This window comes from Fodinibius sp. GM108 (assembly GCF_058386985.1).
In genome coordinates this window covers 336651-357985 of the sequence record NZ_JBYEIR010000003.1, presented here as the reverse complement: position 1 = coordinate 357985, position 21335 = coordinate 336651, and the positions used below count along the sequence as shown (strand labels likewise).

The window sequence follows — 21335 nt, the reverse complement described above, 5'->3', positions numbered from 1 at the left end:
GAGATTAATGGAAAAAGTTTTACGATTTCTTCGTCCACTTTTAAAATTTAACGCCTCTCATCCATATTGGGTGCTGGGCGTTACCATTTTATCAGGAATAGTACTGGGAAGCTTTGCTCTGCAGCTCAGGATTGATACCGATCTGGCAAACTTGTTACCGGAAAAAAATCCGCATGTACAAGCCCTTGAAAAGCTGCAGAATACTGTAGGTGGTGAAACGACCATGGAAGTGGCCGTAAAATCACCTAGCTTCGAGGACAACAAACGGTTTATTCAAGATCTGATCCGAGAGAGCCTGGAGCTTTATGATTATGAATCAGAGAACTACTTTTTTGATCGTGCAGAGTTTCGCAAAGAAACCGAATTTTTGCAGAATAACGCACTTTATTTTGCTACTTCACATGAGTTAAACGATATAAAATCATATCTCCGGGAAGAAATCCAGAAAGCCAAAGAAGATGCCAATCCCTTTTTGGTGGATTTTGATGAGGAAGATGATGAAGCCGAAGATGGAGATAGTGAAGAAATCAGTAATTTTGAGGAAAGCTATGACGATCTGATTCCATCAGAGTATCCTATCAGCCCTGATAGTACGGTGGCTATTATGGAGTTATACCCCACCGGCTCAAAAAGCGACTTAAGTTACCTGCGAAGAACATTTGCAAGTTATGATTCGCTGCTTACAGCGATGAATCCGCAGTCGTACAACGAAGAGATGGAGGTAGAATACGGCGGACGATTAAAGCGTCACCTCGCTGAGATCGACTCTATAATGAGTGATGTGCTCAATAGTTTTGCTTCGGGTATCTCCAGTGTCATTCTGTTGGTTATGCTCTACTTTTCTATCAAAAAGTATCTCAACTACAGGTGGTCAGAACATGAAGATGAGCAGAATCACACGTTTTGGGAGCATTTAGTCAGGATGCCGGTGCCGGTGCTTGTCATTGGTATACCATTGCTCATCAGTCTCTCGTGGACATTCGGCGTTACCTACTTTGTCCTTGGTACGCTTAATACCATGACATCCGTATTATTTGTTATTCTTTTTGGGATGGGTATCGACTACGGTATTCATTTTTATGCTCGGTATATCGAGTTCAGGGCAGAAGGTATATCGATTAATAAAGCTCTTATAGAGACGTATGAAAATACCGGATCAGCTATACTTGTAAGCGGACTTACAACGGCATTCTCACTTTTTGTGCTGGTGATTGCGCGATTTCGCGGCTTCTCTGAGTTTGGTTTTATCGCGGGATCGGGAATTCTACTGGCCCTGATGTGTATGCTTTTTGTAATGCCGTCGTTGCTTGTAATCTTTGAACGTTATAACTGGATCCTTTTTAGTGAAAGTGACAGAAAACCGGAGAGAAGTAAAGACTCTTTATTTAACAGGTTTCCTTTCGCCCGCACCGTTGTTGTACTTGGACTACTTCTTTCCGTCGGTATTGGAATCAATACTCCTAACCTGGGTTTTCAGTATGACTTTGGAAAGTTAGAGCCTGAATTTCCAGAGTATGAACAATTTAATGAGCTCGAAAATCAGGTTTCCCGTTCCAACAAACACAATCCGGCATATATTTTGGCTGACAACGAGCAGCAGGTTATTGAAATACTGGAAAAACTCCGTCACAAGATGGAAACGGATACAACCAGTCCCACAATCAGAGAAGTAGAGGCCCTGCCAGAACGATTTCCGCCCTCAGATACCGCGGCCAATGCCAAGCTGCAAGAAATTGCAGAAGTCCGTGAATTGTTAAATGATCCTTTTCTGGCAGAGCAGGATGACGAGCAGCTGGATAAATTACGCCGAGCTGCCCAAACTACAGATCAACTGAATGTGGATCAGATCCCCGACTACTTTAAGGGTCAGTTTATGAATGCACAAGGAGAAATCGGTAACTTCGTTATTGTTTATCCCAGTGTGGGATTGTCTGACGGACGTAATTCAATAGCATTTAAGAATGATGTAGGTGAGATAGAGCTTGATAGTGGAGAAACAGTTTATGCAGCCAGTACTTCGATTATAGCTGCTGAAATGCTTGAGCTTATGCGATCCGAAAGTCCGTGGATGGTCGGTGCAACATTGACGGTAGTATTTCTCCTTATGCTTGTCTCTTTCCGCTCACTGCGGTGGGCTGTTATCGCCATGCTTCCGTTACTGGTGGGATTGCTGTGGCTTTTCGGAATTATGTTGCTGACTGGCATGATGTTCAACTTCTATAACCTTGTAGTGTTACCAGCTATCCTTGGGATTGGGGAAGATAATGGTGTACATCTGGCCAGCCGGTATCGCGAAGAAGGAGCAAATAGCATGTGGGATGTGTTATCCAGTACAGGACAACATATTACTGTTGGATCGTTTACCACAATGCTCGGGTTTTCCGGCTTGTTATTTACTACGCACCCCGGTCTGCAGTCATTAGGCGCAATGGCTGTTATCGGAATTGGGATGACGCTGGTAACTGGATTAACATTCCTGCCGGCGCTTATCCAATGGCTCGAAGACATAAACTGGATTCATTTTGATTGATTGACTGAATTGTTGAATGATTGAATTGTTGAATTAGTTCTCCAAATCAATCCTTTAATCCTTCAATCCCTCAGTAAATAAACTCCTCAGTCACTACTGTTTCCAGAAGGCAGGCGTAAAAATTATCAGCACTGTAAAAATTTCCAGCCGTCCAACCATCATCATTAAAATTAAAATCCATTTACCGATAATTGGAATTTTCGCATAGTCGTCAGTCGGTCCAAATTCGCCCCAAGCCGGACCGATATTGCCAAGACAGGCGATGCTGGCTCCAATTGATGATTCTATATCGTATCCCATAACAGCCATTACCAGTGCTCCCAGTCCAAATACCAGCAGATACAGCACAAAAAAGCTAAGCACCGTGCGTTGAATGTTGGGATCGATTGTTTTATCGCCGATACGAATGGGAAGGACCGCCTTCGGATGCACCATCTGCTTTATTTCGCGGTACGAATTGCGAATGATAATCATCCAGCGAATCATTTTTACTCCACCTCCGGTTGATCCGGCACATCCTCCCGTAAAAAATAGCAGAAACAAGAAGAAAGCTCCGAACGAATGCCAAAGCTCGTAATCGTCGGTACCGAATCCTGTAGTGGTGATGATCGAAATAGCCTGAAAACTTCCATACTGTAAGGCACTGCCGATCGAGTACTCATCGAAGAGCCACAGAGAGCTGCTGATGACAATAATGGCAATACCGATAATCAGCGAATAAAAACGAATCTCTCTGTTATTAAAGAAGGATTCTGAATCACCGCGCAGGAGCCGAAAGTGCATGGCAAAGTTAATACCCGCTAAAAACATAAAAATTGTGATGACAGTATGGATGTAAACAGAATCAAAAGCCGCAATGCTGGCTCCCTTGGTCGAGAATCCGCCGGTGGCAAGTGTGGAAAAAGCATGATTTATAGCCTCGAACCAATCCATCGAAGGATGGGCCCAGAGCAACAAAAACTCTATGCTGGTAAAAGCCACATAAACGCTCCACAGTAATTTGGCTGTCTCTTGAACGCGCGGAGTGAGTTTGTCCGTTGTGGGTCCCGGTGATTCAGCCTGGAAAAGTTGCATACCGCCAACTCCCAGAAGAGGCAAGATAGCGAGTGATAAAACAATAATACCCATGCCGCCCAGCCAGTGTGCTAGTGATCGCCAAAATAAAATACTCATTGGCAGCGTGTCGATGGCTGGATTTTCAAAACCCCAACTGGTTGTACCGCCAAAAATTGTAGCTCCGGTGGTAGAAAGAGCACTCATCGTCTCAAAGACAGCATCGGTATAACTGGGTAAAATGCCTGAAATGACGAACGGCAGGGCCCCCACAAGCGACAAAAAAAGCCAGGTAAGGCTTACAACCAAAAAACCCTCTCGGATCCGAATCTCATTACTGGAGCGGAAGGAGTAGTATAAGATGCCACCAACAACAAAAGCTATAGAAGCTGAATATAAAAAAGCATTCCAGATCACCTCATCATAAATAAGAGCAATAATAGCAGGAATAAGCAATGCAAATCCCAAAAAGAAAATAAATGAACCCAGGATGCCGAGAACGGCACTAATATCAAAATGAGGGCGCCTAAAGTTGTTTCCAAGAGGTTGAGCCATTATTTGAACAGTGAGGTTACCTTTTCGATTGCTTCAGGGAGACAGAAAATAATGACTCGGTCATTGGGTTCAATTTGAGATTCTCCCGTTGCAATTTCAGTTGACCCATTGCTCAGAATTCCGCCTATGACACAACCTTCTGGAAAATTAACTCTGTGAATAGGTTTTTTGGTGATTTTGGATTTGGCATTTGCCTGCAATTCAATCACCTCTGCCTTGGTCCCTTGAAGAGCGGTGACCGATACAATGCGTCCGCCGCGAACATGGCGGTGAATTTCGTTAGAAGCTGCTGATTTCTTATTGATGGCAGCATCAAGACCGATGGTGTGGCTTAATGGTATATAATCGGACTTGGAAACCAATGCAACGGTTTTTTTGACTTCCAGATGCTTAGCCATCAGGCACGAAATAATATTGGATTCCTCATCTTCGGTTACAGAAATAAAGGCATCGGTGTCGGTAATTCCTTCCGTAGCCAACAGGTCGGGATCAGTGGGGTTTCCATTTAGAATCAACACATCTTTAAATTCCTGTGCCAGTTCTGCGGCAGTGTCATAATCAGGTTCAATTAGCTTAATATTGTAGTTTTCATCTTGTTGACATAAGATACGTGCAATCATAGCACCAATGGGTGTGCCGCCCGCTATCATGATACTATTAATTTTCACCTCCGGCTTACCGGTGGTTTTAACCACGCTGGGTATCGTTGATGTCTTGGCGAGGATAAAGAGATGATCCAGTTTCTGGATCCGTACCGAGCCGGTGGGAATAACAGTCATTCCGTTGCGTAAAATAGCAACAATACGAAACGTGATTTCTGGATTTTCTTCGGCATATTCACTTATGGTTTTACCCACCAGCGGTGAATCTCTGCCGATACGCAGTCCGATCATCTGCATTTTACCATCAGCCAGAGTGATCAGATCATTGGCCGATGCACGTTTAATTAGTCGCACAATCTCCTGCGCGGCACTTAGCTCGGGATGTATTAAAACATCGATGCCAAGATCGGTAGACTTAAGTGGAGCGTTGGGACGAGAAAGCTCATCACTTCGGACGCGGGCGATTACCTTTTTGGCACCCAGTCGTTTGCTCATCATAGAGGCAATCATGTTTACTTCGTCGATACTGGTAACCGCAATGAGGATATCAGCATCTTTTACACCCGAGTCAACCAGATCTTTAGCGGATGTTGCATTGCCTTCAAAACACAGCACATCCATATTTTCGGTTACGGCATTTAAACGATCTTTATCGCGATCGAGCACGACAACATCATGCTTTTCTTTAGAGAGCACGTCAGCAAGATCATATCCAATTTCGCCGACACCGATAATTACTATTTTCAAAGTGGTTTTCCTTATTTAAAAAGTACGCAAAAATTCAAAAGTGCTGTTAAAATCGCAATATTTTTATGCCATAATCAACTTATTAACGGATTAAATATTTTGAAGAATGTTCCTTTCCTTGCTGGTTAATTATTCTCATGCATTATATCCGCAATTATTTTTATAGTGTGAGTGCAAATCTTATCTTAGCATCTGTTCAAAAGCTAATGAAAAAATAGTATTGTGAAAGATTCAATCAGGATTGCATCAGGACAAGGATTTTGGGGCGATTTACCCAATGCGCCGGTTAACCAGGTTAAAAACGGACCTATCGATTATCTGGTGATGGATTACCTGGCCGAGGTCACTATGTCGATTATGCAAAAACAGAAGTTGCGTAATCCCGAATATGGCTATGCGAGAGATTTTGTCGATGTTATTAGTAATGTGCTGCCGGATATCGCCGATCAAGGTATAAAAGTTATTTCAAATGCCGGTGGCGTAAATCCCGAGGCCTGCAAAGAAAAGATTTTGGAAGCTATTGAGGAGCAGGGATACGAAGATATCAACGTGGCTGTTGTGGAAGGGGATGATATCCTGGATCAAATTGATGAGTTAATTGATCACGAACACGATCTGAAGAATATGGAAACGGGCGAACCGATCACAGCGGTGAAAGATGATCTGCTTAGTGCCAATGTCTATCTCGGATCTCGTCCGGTTGTAGAAGCGTTAGAAAAAGGTGCTGATATTGTCGTAACGGGACGCGTAACAGATACAGGGTTAACGCTTGCACCCATGGTTTATGAATTTGACTGGTCTTTTGATGATTACAACAGGATGGCAGCCGGTACTATCGCGGGACATATTATCGAATGCGGAGCCCAGGTGTCCGGCGGTAACTTTACAGACTGGGAAGAGATTGACGATTTTGTGGATATTGGATTCCCCATTATCGAAGCTCAACCCGATGGCAGTTTTTATGTTACCAAGCATGAAGGCACGGGTGGGCTGATCAGCGAAGCGACGGTTAAAGAACAGCTGCTTTATGAGATAGCGGATCCTACAGAATACATTACGCCTGATTGTATTGCTGATTTTACATCCATAAAACTGGAAGCAGATGGAAAGGACCGCGTTTATGTCCACAGTATTGAGGGACGCCCGGAAACGGATACCTATAAGATTTCTGCCAGTTATAATGATGGTTATAAGTTATCGTCTACCTTGGTTTATTCCTGGCCTGATGCGCTGAAGAAAGCCCGAAAGGCAGGGGAAGTGCTACAAGGCAGGGCAGAGGCGTTGGGACTGGAATTTGATGATTTTCGGGTAGAATATATCGGTGTAAACGGCTGCAGCGAACGACCACTAACTGAAGAGCTTTTGGAACAGGAGCACGAAGAAGTACAGATGCGCGTAGCACTTTCGGGCAGAAATAAAGAGGATCTGAACAGATTTGGTAAAGAGGTGGCTCCGCTTATTCTTACCGGTCCCAGTGGTGTGACTGGCTTTGCAGGCGGGCGTCCTAAAGCAAGTGAAATTGTGGCCTATTGGCCGGCATTATTGGATAAAGAAGCGGTATCACCCCGAGTTCGTATTTTTTAACCTTTATTTAGAAAGGTGACCCCAGCGAGATTTCTGATTGAGGCATGGGAACGTTCTTTTCTTGTCACTAAAACCGCCGACAGCAGTCGGGACCAGAAAATCACTGGAACGAACCAAAAAAGTGCTTGCCCTGTGGAATCCTCCGATCCCTCGGAGGGCCACAAAGTGGTATTCCACAAGTGCTGTGGGAATCGTAGATTTTGTTCTGATTAAAACAGGAATATAAGGATAGCTTTTCCTCATCAAACGATCTTTAGATTATTTTCCCGCGATTTCCCCAGACCCCCAGTCTTAAAACCGTCACGTCGGGAAAAAACTTATGGCAATGTTATTTAGAGCAATTAGTTTCCTCCGGAAAAAGTGCCCAAATTATAAAATAAACCGTCTGTTTTGCTTTTTTGTTAGAGCTTGAATTTATAAATTGAGCCACGATTTTTGACAGATAGGTTTGCTGGTAATCATTAGGTAATCAGCTGGCTATCAAAATAGAATTTCAGGTAAATATTTCGGATTTTAGAGTTCATAATTTAAAAACGGTTATAAAATACTACCATTGATGGTTATTGGAATTATTGGCGCGAGTACTTCGGGACTTATTGCCGGCAAGCGATTGGCTAAAGCCGGCCACGATGTAACAATTATAGAAAAGGATCGCTCATTGGGTGGACGTCTTTCTACGATAGAGTTGGATAATGTTCGGCTTGATGTTGGACTCACTCATTTTGAGGCAGATACTCATACCTTCAAGAGTTTTGTACAAGATTGGCAGTCCGAGGGTATTGTAAAAAAATGGACAGATAAGTTTGCTCTTTATGACGGGCAGGAGATATATGATGTTAATCCCAATACCGATCCTAAACCCAAGTTTATTGGTACAAAGGGCAATCAAATCATCGCTGAGAAGCTAAGTCGTTGGGTGGATATAAAATCAGAGGAAAAAGCCGGAGGGCTAACTTATATCGGTCCGGATCGCTCGGCTAAACGTTCCTGGATGATCAACTTAACCGATATCAGCGTCTTTGAATGCGATGCGGTGATTCTGGCTACTCCTGCGGTTGAGGCTCATGGCATTTTACAAACCACCCAAAATAAAACCGCTATGCGTAAGATCATTCGCCATATAGATGATGTTCATTACGACGGAAGATTTTCTCTGGCTGTAACCTATGAAGAAGCTGAGATTCCTGATTGGAAAGGTATTCACTGCGAGTATAGTCCTGTAAAGTGGATAAGTAATGAAGCATCAAAGCAGGTGACAGAAAGAGCAGCGCTGGTGATACAGTCTACGGATAAGTTTTTCCGCGAACACGCACAAAAAAGTGATGAAGAAGTAAAGGAATTACTCTTAAAAGAAGCGTCAAGCATTGTCGGAAATTGGGTTCGTCAACCCAAATCCACGCATCTCCACCGCTGGAAGTATTTTGAGGCACGCAATCCCATTAATGAATATTTTATGGAACTGGAAATGGCTGACGGTCCTCTTGCGTTAATAGGAGACTATCTGGGTGGAACAACTATGGAAAATGCTTTTGTATCAGGATATAACTTGGCTGAGTACTGGATAAAAAAGTTTAGCAAAGTTACTGTCTAGTATCTGAGAGAGAATCAGATAGAATTAATAATCAACATACCCCCGTGGGCTCGCTGCGAAAGCTAAATAGCTATTTCAAAAAGTATAAAGGCACTATAATATTGGGGTCTTTATTCTTGACGGCCTCCAACTTCTTTTTGATTTGGATTCCGGTCTATCTGCGTCGTACAGTGGATCAAGTATCAAATATCGAGATTAGCGAATCTCCAGAGGAATTTGATACTATTCTGGGCGTTCTCTTTAACAGTAGCGCCAGCTGGGTATTGGCTAAAAACGCGCTCTTTCTTGTAGGAGCTGTGCTTCTGTCGGGAATTTTCCTTTTTGCTACGCGCCAGACGCTGATTGTAGCATCCAGAAAGATCGAATTTGATCTGCGTAAGGACGTTTTTGATAAACTTCTTGAGCTTCCGCAAAGGTTCTACAGTAATTACGATTCTGGTGAAGTATATGTACGGGCTACTGAGGATATTTCGAAAGTGCGGGAGTATTTTGGTCCGGCGTACATGTATACAATTAATACACTTACGCGGGCTGGATTTATTATCACCATGATGATTATTGTGAGTCCGGAACTGACTCTTTGGGCACTATTGCCACTGCCGTTTTTATCGGCTTTTGCCTACTGGGTGAGCGGCTATATTAATGATTATTCGAGGATTATTCAGGAGCAGTATTCAACAATTGCCGGCCGGGCTAAAGAATCGTTTTCAAGTATTCGCCTAATTAAAGCTTTCAATCGCGAAGAGTATGAGATGGGGCGGTTCGAGAATGAAAGCGAATCCTACCGCCAAAAAAAGCTTCGTCTTGATATGGTAGAATCGCTGTTCCATCCTACATTAAATTTGTTGATTGGTCTTTCGATTGTGATTGTAGTCTGGAAGGCCGGGCAGTTGGTGATTGAAGGCCAACTTACTGTGGGGAACATTCTGGAATTTATTGTGTATGTAGCATATTTGACATGGCCGGTGGCCTCATTGGGATATACCGTTAATCGTTTCCAGCAGTCGATGGCCTCCTGGAAACGTATCGATCAGGTATTGACTGAGGATATCGGCATTGAAGACAAAGCACACACTGATCAGGATATTGAGGAAATAGAGGGTACCATTGAATTTCGAAATGTATCATTTAAATATCCCGGCGCTGAAGAATATGCCTTAAAAAATGTTAATCTCAAAGTTGAGGCCGGGCAAAATGCCGCTATTGTCGGGCGAACGGGAAGCGGTAAAACAACGTTAGTAGAACTCATACCAAGATTATTTGATGTAACGGAAGGAGAAATATTAATCGATGGTAAAAATATAAAATCGATACCGCTTCGGCTTTTGCGCGAGGAGATAGGGCTGGTTCCGCAAGATACATTTTTATTTTCTGATACAATTGGTGAGAATATCGCATTCGGAACTACGGGTGCAACCCAAAAAGAAATAGAAGAAGCTGCGGAAAAGGCTCAGGTTCGAGACAATATTTTGGATTTCGAGAAAAAATTTGAGACTATATTAGGAGAACGAGGAATCACCTTGTCAGGCGGTCAAAAACAACGAACTGCCATCGCGAGGGCTTTAATTCGGGATCCTAAAATAATTATATTAGATGATTCGTTGAGTGCAGTTGATACCAAGACCGAAGAAGCAATTCTGCAGCATCTCAGAAAGGAACTTGAAGGAAGGACAACTTTGATGATTAGCCATCGTATTTCAACGATTAAGGATGCAGACATCATATACTATTTGGAAGATGGCTCAGTTGCGGAATATGGAACGCACGAAGAATTGCTAGAAAAAGAAGGTCGATATTCAGTCATGTATAACAAACAACTTATAGAACAGGAGCTGGCTGAAATCTAATTCAAATAATAAAAACTAAAAACAACTAAGATTGATTGCTTGACCGCAATCTAATCCCAAAAAAATACAACAGAGGAGAAAAAATGATTATTGTACCATTAGGCGTTGGATCAGCAACCCCAACAGCAACACGTCATCTGTCATCGGTGGCTGTCTGGAGAGAAGGTAGCGTTTACCTGTTTGATTGTGGCGAAAATGCACAGATGCGGATGCTGCAGGGTGGATTAAAACGTTCACAGATTGATTGCATATTTATCTCACATTTCGATACAGATCATTATGCTGGGCTGATAGGACTGCTTTCTACCTTGCAATTACAGCGAAGAGACAGAGAACTTACAATTGTAGGTCCTGAGGGAATAAAAGATTTTGTAGAATGGAACTTCGAGTTTGCTCATATTGACCTCAATTATCCAATCAATTACGTTGAGGTTGAAGAAGGTGTTGAAGAACAGCGTGTAGTTGATGAAGATGAGTTCTATGTAGAAGCACGCCCGTTGAATCATACCAAGTTCTGTCTGGGGTATCGCTTCCAGGAGAAAGATAAACCGGGCAAAGTTGATGCCGAAAAGGCCCAGGAGATGGGAATCAGTGAAGATTGGCAGTATAAAGAACTTAAAGCCGGTAATGATGTTGAGCTTGATGATGGCACGGTTGTGAAGTCGATGGATATCGTCGGACATCCGCGGCCGGGTGATAGCTTCGCCTATATTACGGATACGAAATATTGCCCCAACTCAGTGAAGCTCGGCATGAATACCAATGTTCTGTTTCATGAAGCGACTTTTAGTGAAAGTCTAAAGGACAAGGCTGAAGAAACAGGTCATTCAACGGCGAAAGATGCGGCGCGTGTAGCCAACGAGGCGAAAACGAAATTGCTTGTTATTACACACTTTTCGGCACGTTATACAAACGAATACGTATTATTGCGTGAGGCCCGCGATGATTTCTTCCCCACATGGGTAGCGACTGAGCTGCGGCCGATCTTCACTGATCCGGCACATGAGAAAGGAATCATTGAGCCGAAAGTGTACCTGAAGGAAATAAACCAGAACAAAGGGGGAAACAACAATAACAACAATAAAAACAAAGACAGCTCGGGCAAAAAGAAGCGCCGTCGAAAGAATAGTGGTAAGAAGAAGAAACGTTTTAGAAAACGTAAGAATTATTCTGGGAAAAAATCTCGAAAGAAGTACGATAAGAGTAGCAGCGACTCTCGAAAGAAGAGAAAGCGCAGGAATAAAAATGACCAGAATAATGACAAAAACAATAATAACGGCGGTAATGATAATCAAAGAAAACCAAAACAGATTACCCCGCGCACTCCGTTTGATGACTTTGATCGGTTCTAAAACCCTCAAATTGTGAGTAATGTAACGAATGATAAGGCCGTCGATTCTGATCTGCTTCGGCGGCTTTATCAGTTTATCCGACCATATCGCTGGTACGTTGTCTTAGGGATCGTGCTTACGCTAAGCGCGGCCTTTCTGGGGACGGTACGTCCAAAGTTGACGCAAATTGCGGTTGACGACTATATCCGTAATAATGATTTTCAGGGGTTGCTCTGGATTATCTTTTTACTTGTGGCAGCATTGGTTGGTGAGTTTATTATCCTGGTCTCAAATACGTATTTAACCCGATGGTTTGGGCAGGGTACACTTTATAATTTGCGGAATGCGGTCTTTGAAAAAATTCAGTCGCTGCATGTCCAGTTCTTTGATAAAAATCCCATTGGTCGGCTAATTACCCGTACAACCAGTGATATTGAAGCTCTTAGCGATCTGCTGAGTGATGGTGTTGTAAACATCATCGGGGATATGTTTCGCATATTCTTTATCCTGTACTTTATGTTCAGTATGAGCTGGGAGCTTACGCTGGTAGCTGTTTCGGTGCTTCCGCTGTTATTTTATGCCACTTTTGTTTTTAAAGCCAAAGTACGCGTTTCTTTTCTTAAAGTCCGCGACCAAATTGCCCGTTTGAACTCCTTTGTTCAGGAGCACATTAACGGAATGGCAATTGTTCAGCTTTTCAATAAGGAAGAGCGGGAGCGAGAAAAATTCAAAGAAATTAATGCCGGACATCGCGAGGCTTATATTGAGACGATCTTTTATTTTGCCATTTTCTGGCCGCTCGTTGAAATTATTGCAAGCCTGGCTATGGCGTTGGTCATCTGGTACGGCGGCGGTCGTGCGCTGATGGATCAGGTGACATTTGGTATTTTGTTGGCGTTTGTACAATACGTGCGTGATTTCTTTCGACCCATCCAGGGATTATCTGAAAAGTTTAATACTCTGCAGTCGGCACTGGCTTCCTCTGAACGGATATTCAATGTACTGGATACTGAAAACAAAGTGACTGATCCCGAAGAACCCAAAACTATTGAAAATCCACAGGGAGAAATTGAATTCGAGAATGTCTGGTTTGGATACAATGAAGAAGAGACAGTGCTTAGAGATGTCTCTTTTCATGCTGATCCGGGTCAAACAATTGCTATTGTGGGAGCAACAGGGGCCGGTAAGTCTACAATCATCAACCTGTTGATGCGCTTTTACGATATTAACGAAGGGACAATTAAACTGGATGGAGTGGATATTCAAAAATTGAAGCTGGATGAACTTCGATCAAATTTTGCGCTTGTCCTCCAGGATAACGCCTTGTTTTCCGGAACTATTATGGAAAACATCACACTTGGAAATCCGGATATTTCAGAAGAAGAGGTTATTCGCACAGCTCGCAAAATCGGTGCTGATCGATTTATAAATAAACTCCCCGGCGGGTTTGACTTTAAACTCAGTGAACGTGGTAAGTCGATCTCAATGGGGCAGCGACAACTGATCTGTTTTATTCGAGCGATGGTGTACGATCCTAATATTCTGGTGTTGGATGAGGCAACTTCAAGTGTTGATTCTGAAACCGAAGATGCCGTAAATAAAGCATGTGAGAAGCTGATGGAAAGCCGCACTTCTATTGTCATTGCTCATCGCTTGTCAACAGTACAGGGCGCCGACAAAATACTGGTGATGCATAAAGGTGAAATTAGAGAGACAGGAACTCATCAACAGTTGGTTCAGAAAAAAGATGGAATCTATCGTAAGCTGTATGAGCTACAATACAAAGATGAACAGATTCCGGCCCCGAAATCAGCCTGAAGTAATGCTTTCAATCTCCTTTATAAGCCGATCTATCTCTTCTTCGGTATTAAAATAATGTACCGAAGCACGTACAAGTTTTTTCAGGCCCCGTTTCTGCATATCCAACAGTGTGCTGCTTTTGGAAGAAGTATTTACATTTATATTTCGCCTGGCAAGTTCCATTTGTATAGTATCTGCCTCAACAGAATCTGCCGTAAATGTAACAATACCTGATTTGGATTGACCGATATCTCGTACGGTTACTGAGGGTAGATTACTAAGCTTACTTCTCAATTTCTCAGCGAGAGAGGTGATCCGCTGCCAGATTTTTACTATTCCGATTTCACCGGCATATTCTACAGCTTTCTTGAGACCTATTATATTTGAATAGTTCGTTTCCCAATTTTCGAATCGCCGGGCGTTTTCTCGCATTTTATATTGATTTTGGTCAATCCATTCAGCGGAGTGTAGATCCAAAAAAGGCGGCTCCAGTTTTGGAAGTATTTCCTTATTGACAAATAGAAAGCCCGTACCACGCGGTCCGCGTAGATACTTACGTCCTGTGGCAGAGAGCATATCACAACCAATATTTTGGACATCAACAGGGTAGTGACCCACCGATTGACAGGCGTCAACCAGGTAAAAACAATCGTGCAGTCGGGCAATTTCTCCGATTTCTTCTACCGGATTAACTAATCCGCTGTTGGTAGGCATATGCGTAATGCTGATAAGTTTGACACGGTTGTCCATCAATTCTTTTAACGCCGCGGTAGAGGTTTGGCCATGCGCATCATTGGGTATAACCTCGATCTGTAGATCTATCTCTTTTTGGAGTCTCAGATAGTTAATGTAGTTGCTGGCATATTCTGATTGGGATGTCAGAATTCGGTCCCCATCTTCGAAGGGAATGGAAAAGAAACTCATGTTCCAGGCAGTGGTGGCATTTTCGAGAAGAGCAATTTCATCTGAGTCAGCATTAATAAATTCAGCTATTACATTATAAGTTGCAGTTAATTCTTCTCGTTGTTTTCGGGCTGTTTCATATCCTCCATAGCCGACTTCTTGTTCCAGATAATTAATCACAGCCTGATGAACTGTAGAAGGCATCAGTGAAGCCCCGGCATTATTGAAATGAATGACGTTATTGGTTCCGGGTGTTTCATCACGAATCTGCTCTATATTCATAGCCAAATGTGTAATATTTTATTTGAATAAATCAGGGTTTTGTAAAGCAAAATTTAAATCGCTGAACAGAAATTAGAAATGGTTAATTAATAAAATTTAAGCGACACTATTAACGTTCTTTTGTATAATGCCGTCTACAATTCTGGGTCATAAACTTTAACCTCAGCATTTATGGAGCTAATTGATAACAATGTACAAAGGACATTATAATATGGGAGATCAACAAATATTTATCATTGATGATTCTCCTGTACAGCTTATTCTTCTGGAAAAGGTACTGAAGAGAGCTGGTTACTCGGTTCAAGTCTTTGAGAATGGATACAATCTGATTAGTAGTTTAGAAGATGAAACGCCCGATTTGATAATTTCAGATGTTGATATGCCCAAACTCAGTGGCTTTGAGTTGATCGAAGAAGTAAAGAACAAATTTGGAAATATTGAATTTCCGTTTTTCTTTGTTTCCTCAAGCTGGGATAAAAAGATTGAAAAAAAAGCAGAAGAACTGGGGGCAACTCTTTTGATTGAGAAACCTTTTAAAATCGAGGTTTTGATAAAAGAGATTAAAGCAGTACTTAGTTCTTTCGAGCTGGGACGAGTAGATTTACAGGAATAACGTCAATCCCTTTCTTTAAATATTTCTAACCATTTGTTGCTCTCCTACGCTTTTCAATGACAATTTGTTTTAGGTATAAAAAGTATTGTAGAAGTAACGCTTAATCTTTTATATTTGGGATCTGAAATCTTGTATGCAGATTTGCCTGAGTGGCGGAATTGGTAGACGCGCCGGATTCAAAATCCGGTGACCTCACGGTCGTAGGGGTTCGAGTCCCCTCTCAGGTACTGTATTGCCTCCCAAGGACTTGCAGTTATTTAAATTTATCAGTAAACGTTCATTTTAATTGTCATAACTTTTCCTGGTATCAGAAGTAAAGGGTCAACTCACTGTGAGGCATTTTTTACTGTTCCAATATTCATCAACAGCAGAGCTAAAAACATAATTTCAACCCCCTAACTATTCCAGAGTCCAATTGGGCGACCAGCCGATGATAGAAACTCGGATAGTCCCATGGGTAGCCAAAAAGCTCCACTTAAATAATAAATAATTGTTCTACCTATTATATAACCAGAAGTATTTGGAAATAAGACTTCCCGGTAGGTCGAATAGATCGGAGCTAAATACATGGATATTTTTATCTGTTAAACTATAGAACGTAAGCAGGATCGTTGCTACAATTCCCTATACAGTAGCAACAAACCAACTAATAGCTTTCCAACCTACTCAAAATGCCTGTAACAGCACTACTTGCAGGGATCCATATAAAGGATTTTCAAATGTTATGGGTAGTTTACTCATTCCACCAATTAAATAGTTAAAAGTAGGTGTCCAGTAGGATGAAAGCGGCTGTGGAACAATTAAGTTATTTAAAGACTATTATAATTAAAGTTAAAAGGAGAGAGGAAGTTTTGAGTAATAAGCCTCAAAAGGACCCACACAAAAAAATCGATATTAGTTTCGTAGAGCAGAAATATACCTTTGCCCATCAAGAAAAATGGATGCAAAAAGGTTTTCTGGCAGTAATGGTATCCTTTTTATTGCTCGGGCTGTTCGGTTTGTTCGGGAGTGGGTTTCTAAGTGAAAGCATACTTTCTGCCAATTCCTACAGCGTTGAATATCAAAAATTTCTGCGTGAGGATACGCCGTCGGATATTTATATCAGCTTGGATAATCCTCCGGATACCACTGTTGTTTCTCTTTCTAACAGCTATATAAAACAGGTCCATCTAAAGCAGATAACACCAACTCCTGAATCCGTAGAGATAGAAAACCAGAAATTACGCTACAGCTTTATTACAAGTGATTCAGGAATTATAGCTTTTAAAATTCAGCCCGAAAGATCTGGTGTCAAAGAGCTGGATCTTCTAATAGAAGGTGAACAGATAAATCTTACACAATACGTTTACTTTTAATAAACCTTTACTGCCATGGATCTCGTAATACGCGCTATAATAGTATATTTCTTCATTCTGATTGTATTTCGTATGGCGGGTAAGAGAGCACTCTCTCAGCTGACCACCATTGATTTTGTACTGCTGTTGATCGTTGGAGAGGCAACTCAGCAGGCATTACTTTCAGAAGACAATTCCATCATTGGGGCAATGCTGGTAATAGGGACTTTACTTACCATGGATATCTTATTTGCTAAATTTTCAAAAAGATGGAACCTATTTGATAAAGTTACTAACGGAGTACCGGTTGTCATAATGAAGAATGGAAAACTGTTAGAAGACAGAATGGACGAAGAGACAATTGAGGTAGATGATATTCTTGAATCTGCCCGTCGTAACCAAGGTTTGGAGGATTTAGATCAGGTAAAATATGCAGTGCTCGAAAAAGACGGACAAATAAGCATTATCCCCAAAGGATAGCATCTGATGTATCTATTTTTTTCTATTGTGCTTTTCTCCCGGCTAAAAAAGAGGGTTATACTGGTATACTTTTTTAGAATGTTCCAATTCTTCTTTCTGTTACAAAGGGAAAAACTGTTGTAGGATTTTCTGCCTTGTCTCTGACGTTTACCGTTACATTGAATCTTTGGCTGATGTCTTCTATACAGCCGAAATGTATAGTGAGGATTGATGCCGATTCAATATGCTGAATATTGCAAGCTCGATTCAAAAAGGCGAATTCTGACTCAGAACACAGTTACAGATGGCACCAGGTGGCGGCTGGGCAGGTATATAACAATTGAGGAGATCGTTTCAGGTATTTTTTTGACTATATATCTCTTTCCACGACCACCCGCTGCTTTTCAGATAACCGACTCTAAGAATGATCTTCTTTTTTCAAGAAAATTTCTGTTTTTAAGCAATGATGATTCAGTGACAGGAATTCCGAGTTTATTCAGCTTTTCATAGTTGGGTGAAATGTATTCATGATCTTCAAACTCTGTTATGAAACTATGCTGTAAGGTATGTAAAAATTTGCGTATGGAATCCTGAAGGGATTTTATTTCATTTTCTGCAGAAACATCTTTCTCAATTAGATATAGAATTATAGATAAAGCTTCATCCAGATTGGTTAAATTAACAGCCAAAGATTCTGATCTGGAGACACTGTAAAAGTAGTGCGAGATAGGATAGGCAAAATGATTTTGATTATGTATGTTGATCTTCTCCTGAAGTACAGGTATACGTTTAATCAGCACATCCAAACTTCCTTTACTGTAAACGTTGGCAACTATTTCTTCAGGAGATTTGCCTAAGTTTGATATATATAGCGCTAAACTTCTCTTGTGAAGGACGGCAGAGGTAAGATTTATTACATAGGATATTCCCGTTGTAATAAAAATGAACCCACTAAAGGAAAATACGGCTACAACTATTTGCCAGCCATTGTTTGCAGGCATAAAGTCTCCGTTGCCCATTGTTGATAGAACATATCCGCTAAAATAAAAGATGTTCAGGAGGTTGGGCGTTTCCCTGGAGTTAGCATGAATTATGGAGCTTTGAGAGCTTGACAGTATTAAAAATAATCCCAGCCATAACAAGCATATCCACAACAGCATTGAAAGAAGAATATGGCTTAAACCGGAAAATTTAAGAATTTTTCGGTTTGGAGTCTTCTTGTTTAGAAACAAGAAGAACGTTGACAATGCTGCCGTTGAATACTTGTTGATGAAGCCAGCACCATTAAATGATAATGTTGTATAGAAAAAATCAAGAGAAGTAATAACAACAATGAATGCTCCGATCAATATCGATAAATAAAAGTCAAACACTGCACCAAATTTTCACATGGTTATTTCAGTCGCTTCATTTTTTGGAGCCGTTCGAAACCGGTGCTCTGAATAGCTATAACCAAAAAAATCCGGGTATTAATTCATTCAAACCTCAAAGAATCCGGCTGATTGAGAATTATTGGTCAATAAAAGTAATCACCAATTTCAGCGACATCTGAATTAATGTGAAATTCACGAGTAGCTGCAAATCGTAAAAATTACCCGAGGAAAAAGTTTGTATTCTTATCCGGTAAAATTTTTCAAAAGATGGCACTTTAATGGATAGAACATACAAGAATTCCGCAACAGGAGATCGGAAATTTATTACAGTATCATGTAAAACTACTACCTCCAATTAATAAATTATTCTGTTTTATTGCCTTACCAGAACCCTTAAGATACTGTTGAAGTTATTTTCATCAAACCTTGAATATCGATGAGCTTAGAAGCCCTTTTTTTTCACCAGTTAAGAGATCTTTACAGCGCAGAAACCCAAATAATTGAAGTGCTGCCAGCCACAATAGAGAAGGCGTCTGAACCAGAATTGAAAACTACTTTGGCTGAACATCTGGAGGTAACTAAAGATCAAAAGCAACGACTTAGTAAAGTCGGAGAAGAGCTCGGAATTGATTTGGAAGGTCAAGTCTGCAAAGGTATGAAAGGTTTGATACAGGAAGTATTATATTTTCACGGGAATGAAGTAATTAAAGATCTTAAGTCTTCAGTGACTGACAAGATCATAGATAATGTTAAGGATGCAGGTATCATAGCAAGTATGCAGCGGATAGAACACTATGAGATTTCTGCATACGGGACGGCCGAACAGATTTCAAAAACGTTAGGCCATCCTGAAATAGCACGAACACTTCGCCAAATAAAGGAGCAGGAAACCGCTGCTGATGAAAAACTGAACAAACTGGCTGTTAATAATCATATTAATGAAAATGCTATGGGCGGTATATGAAGCAGACTCTGTTCATGGTATCGATACTTAAACTTGTTTCCAGCTATATAACAATCTTTTCAGCGTGAGTAAGAGACCATTGAAGCAACTGTAGAGAACCTGTGAAGTATCGGGAGATTACCTTTTGGAAATAGAAAAGTTAAGTCAAGAGTAATTATTCTTTTGGATCCGGTAGCATGAAACGACAGTTTCGCAATCTTTTCTTTCCGGGTAATAATATCTCTGAAGACCGGCGGGAGGCACATGAGTGCCACCACCGAAAAATAAGCTGGGTATACTACTGTACCTTTGTTGTGGGATTGTGGCTTATTGCAAGCCCATCTACTTTTGGATACCAGGTCCCGGCAATGATCTGGAATGACATTTTATCGGGAATTGTGCTTTTAGGCTTAAGTTATATTGCATTGAAACCCTATAAGCTGTGGGCGCAGTGGAGCATAGTTTTTTTGGGAATCTGGCTGCTGATAGCTCCCATGGTTTTCTGGGCTGTTGAAGGATCAGGATTACTTACAGATTATCTTATTGGCACACTGGTGATGCTGCTTGGCATCATTATTCCCGGACAGCCGGGAATAAAATTATATGCCCCCGAAGGACCAAGTATACCGGCCGGATGGACCTATAATCCCGCGTCATGGGACCAGCGAATTCCGGTAATATTCCTGGCCTGGATAGGGTTTTTTATCTCTCGCTATATGGGCGCCTTTCAACTAGGATACATCGATGTGGTTTGGGATCCTTTTTTTGATGAGGGAACTCGGCGGGTGCTGGATTCTGAGGTCTCCCATTCATTTCCGATTTCCGATGCCATGCTGGGGGCTTTTGCCTATATCATGGATGTGCTTTTTGGCGCTGCCGGAGGTACGCATCGCTGGCGAACTATGCCGTGGGTAGTTATAATTTTTGGTATCTTGATTATCCCCCTGGGAGCTGTAAGTATAACGTTGGTAATCCTTCAGCCTTTGGCAGTAGGCTATTGGTGTTCGTTATGTCTTGCAACAGCTGTAATTTCGCTGGTTATGATACCATTTGCTATCGATGAAGTTTTGGCAACAGTGCAGTTAATGGCTTTTGAGAAAAAAGAAAGAGGCACCTCATATTGGACCTCGTTCTGGTTTGGGGGAACAATGGAGGATGGGAAAACCGAGCCGGCAAAAAATCCTGCTAATTTAATTGAATATACCAGCCGGGCAATGTTCAAAGATCTGCTGAATATTCCATGGAACTTGATGGTAACTGCAGCAATCGGCGCCTTTGTAATGTTAGCACCGGCTCTGCTGGGGTTTGAAGATACCATTGCCGACAGCCATCATCTTGCCGGGGCACTGGTGTTAAGTATTGCTGTGGTAGCAATGTCTGAAGTAGCACGTCCGCTGCGCTTTCTGAACATTTTGCTCGGACTTTGGATCATGGCCGCCCCCTGGATTCTTTCAGCTTCACAGGCGGCAGTTTGGGAAGGAATGATAGTCGGAATCCTGCTAATCATTCTTTCTCTGCCCCGGGGGAAGATTGTTGGGCGCAGAGGAAGATTTGATGAATATATCATCTGACAGTTCAGATTATACACCTATCTTTATCGTATTGGGAATTGTGCAGTTCATAGAAAATTACTTGCTGAACCATTTCAGCCATAAACATCTTTAACTGGTATCAGAAATTCTCTCTCAGGTACCTTGCTTCCTTTTATTATCATTAACACCGCCACTGAACTACGGATATCCAGATCGAACAGTTCCATTTCTCTTTTAACCATCCAGTGCATTTCTT

The 21335-nt window shown here is 41.7% G+C and carries 15 protein-coding genes and 1 tRNA gene; 12 read left to right on the top strand and 4 right to left on the bottom strand.

Translation table 11 applies throughout. The features are described from left to right. Nucleotides 1–7: 7 nt before the first annotated feature. Nucleotides 8–2530: an efflux RND transporter permease subunit gene (locus ACT3ID_RS07465; protein ID WP_491541376.1), complete on the top strand. Its 2523-nt coding sequence runs from the start codon at nt 8–10 to the stop codon at nt 2528–2530. A 93-nt stretch (nt 2531–2623) separates the two neighbouring features. On the opposite strand, the gene ACT3ID_RS07460 is transcribed toward ACT3ID_RS07465, so the two are convergent. Then, nucleotides 2624–4138 carry a TrkH family potassium uptake protein gene (locus ACT3ID_RS07460; protein ID WP_491541375.1) on the bottom strand — a complete coding sequence of 505 codons (1515 nt, stop codon included), beginning with the start codon at nt 4136–4138 and terminating at the stop codon, nt 2624–2626. After that, nucleotides 4138–5487 carry a Trk system potassium transporter TrkA gene (gene trkA / locus ACT3ID_RS07455; RefSeq protein WP_491541374.1) on the bottom strand — a complete coding sequence of 450 codons (1350 nt, stop codon included), beginning with the start codon at nt 5485–5487 and terminating at the stop codon, nt 4138–4140. The genes ACT3ID_RS07460 and trkA overlap by 1 nt, the downstream gene beginning before the upstream one ends. A gap of 222 nt (nt 5488–5709) precedes the next feature. Between trkA and ACT3ID_RS07450 the strand changes: the two genes are divergently transcribed. The 5 genes from ACT3ID_RS07450 to ACT3ID_RS07430 all read left to right on the top strand — a co-directional run bounded on the left by ACT3ID_RS07450 (nt 5710) and on the right by ACT3ID_RS07430 (nt 13658). Beyond that, nucleotides 5710–7071 (top strand): acyclic terpene utilization AtuA family protein, encoded by a 1362-nt coding sequence (locus ACT3ID_RS07450; RefSeq protein WP_491541373.1) that lies wholly within the window; start codon nt 5710–5712, stop codon nt 7069–7071. 556 nt (nt 7072–7627) lie between these two features. Beyond that, nucleotides 7628–8662, top strand: a complete 1035-nt coding sequence (locus ACT3ID_RS07445; protein ID WP_491541372.1) for an NAD(P)/FAD-dependent oxidoreductase — start codon at nt 7628–7630, stop codon at nt 8660–8662. A gap of 44 nt (nt 8663–8706) precedes the next feature. Continuing rightward, nucleotides 8707–10509, top strand: coding sequence for an ABC transporter ATP-binding protein (locus ACT3ID_RS07440; protein WP_491541371.1), 1803 nt, complete (start codon nt 8707–8709; stop codon nt 10507–10509). Nucleotides 10510–10592: 83 nt separating this feature from the next. Next, nucleotides 10593–11861, top strand: a complete 1269-nt coding sequence (gene rnz / locus ACT3ID_RS07435) for a ribonuclease Z (protein WP_491541370.1) — start codon at nt 10593–10595, stop codon at nt 11859–11861. Nucleotides 11862–11873: 12 nt separating this feature from the next. After that, a complete protein-coding gene (locus ACT3ID_RS07430; RefSeq protein ID WP_491541369.1) occupies nt 11874–13658 on the top strand; it encodes an ABC transporter ATP-binding protein in 1785 nt (594 codons plus the stop codon). Here ACT3ID_RS07430 and ACT3ID_RS07425 read toward each other — a convergent pair. Continuing rightward, entirely contained in the window at nt 13650–14825 is a 1176-nt protein-coding gene (locus tag ACT3ID_RS07425) for an aminotransferase class V-fold PLP-dependent enzyme (RefSeq protein ID WP_491541368.1), read from the bottom strand. The two genes, ACT3ID_RS07430 and ACT3ID_RS07425, sit on opposite strands and share 9 nt — an antisense overlap. Nucleotides 14826–15036: 211 nt before the next feature. Between ACT3ID_RS07425 and ACT3ID_RS07420 the strand changes: the two genes are divergently transcribed. The 4 genes from ACT3ID_RS07420 (at nt 15037) to ACT3ID_RS07405 (ending at nt 17252) form a co-directional block, all read left to right on the top strand. Then, entirely contained in the window at nt 15037–15438 is a 402-nt protein-coding gene (locus ACT3ID_RS07420; RefSeq protein ID WP_491541367.1) for a response regulator, read from the top strand. Between the two features lie 143 nt (nt 15439–15581). Continuing rightward, a tRNA-Leu gene (locus tag ACT3ID_RS07415) sits at nt 15582–15665 on the top strand. A gap of 624 nt (nt 15666–16289) precedes the next feature. Then, nucleotides 16290–16793 (top strand): hypothetical protein, encoded by a 504-nt coding sequence (locus ACT3ID_RS07410; protein WP_491541366.1) that lies wholly within the window; start codon nt 16290–16292, stop codon nt 16791–16793. 15 nt (nt 16794–16808) lie between these two features. Further along, nucleotides 16809–17252 carry a DUF421 domain-containing protein gene (locus ACT3ID_RS07405; protein WP_491541365.1) on the top strand — a complete coding sequence of 148 codons (444 nt, stop codon included), beginning with the start codon at nt 16809–16811 and terminating at the stop codon, nt 17250–17252. A gap of 383 nt (nt 17253–17635) precedes the next feature. On the opposite strand, the gene ACT3ID_RS07400 is transcribed toward ACT3ID_RS07405, so the two are convergent. Further along, nucleotides 17636–18391 carry an ion channel gene (locus tag ACT3ID_RS07400; protein WP_491541479.1) on the bottom strand — a complete coding sequence of 252 codons (756 nt, stop codon included), beginning with the start codon at nt 18389–18391 and terminating at the stop codon, nt 17636–17638. 649 nt (nt 18392–19040) lie between these two features. On the opposite strand from ACT3ID_RS07400, the gene ACT3ID_RS07395 reads away from it, so the two are divergent. Both ACT3ID_RS07395 and ACT3ID_RS07390 read left to right on the top strand, forming a co-directional pair. Beyond that, nucleotides 19041–19568 carry a YciE/YciF ferroxidase family protein gene (locus tag ACT3ID_RS07395; RefSeq protein ID WP_491541364.1) on the top strand — a complete coding sequence of 176 codons (528 nt, stop codon included), beginning with the start codon at nt 19041–19043 and terminating at the stop codon, nt 19566–19568. A gap of 176 nt (nt 19569–19744) precedes the next feature. Then, the gene (locus ACT3ID_RS07390) at nt 19745–21118 is read left to right on the top strand and encodes an SPW repeat domain-containing protein (protein ID WP_491541363.1); all 1374 of its coding nucleotides are present in this window, start codon (nt 19745–19747) and stop codon (nt 21116–21118) included. Nucleotides 21119–21335 lie beyond the last annotated feature (217 nt).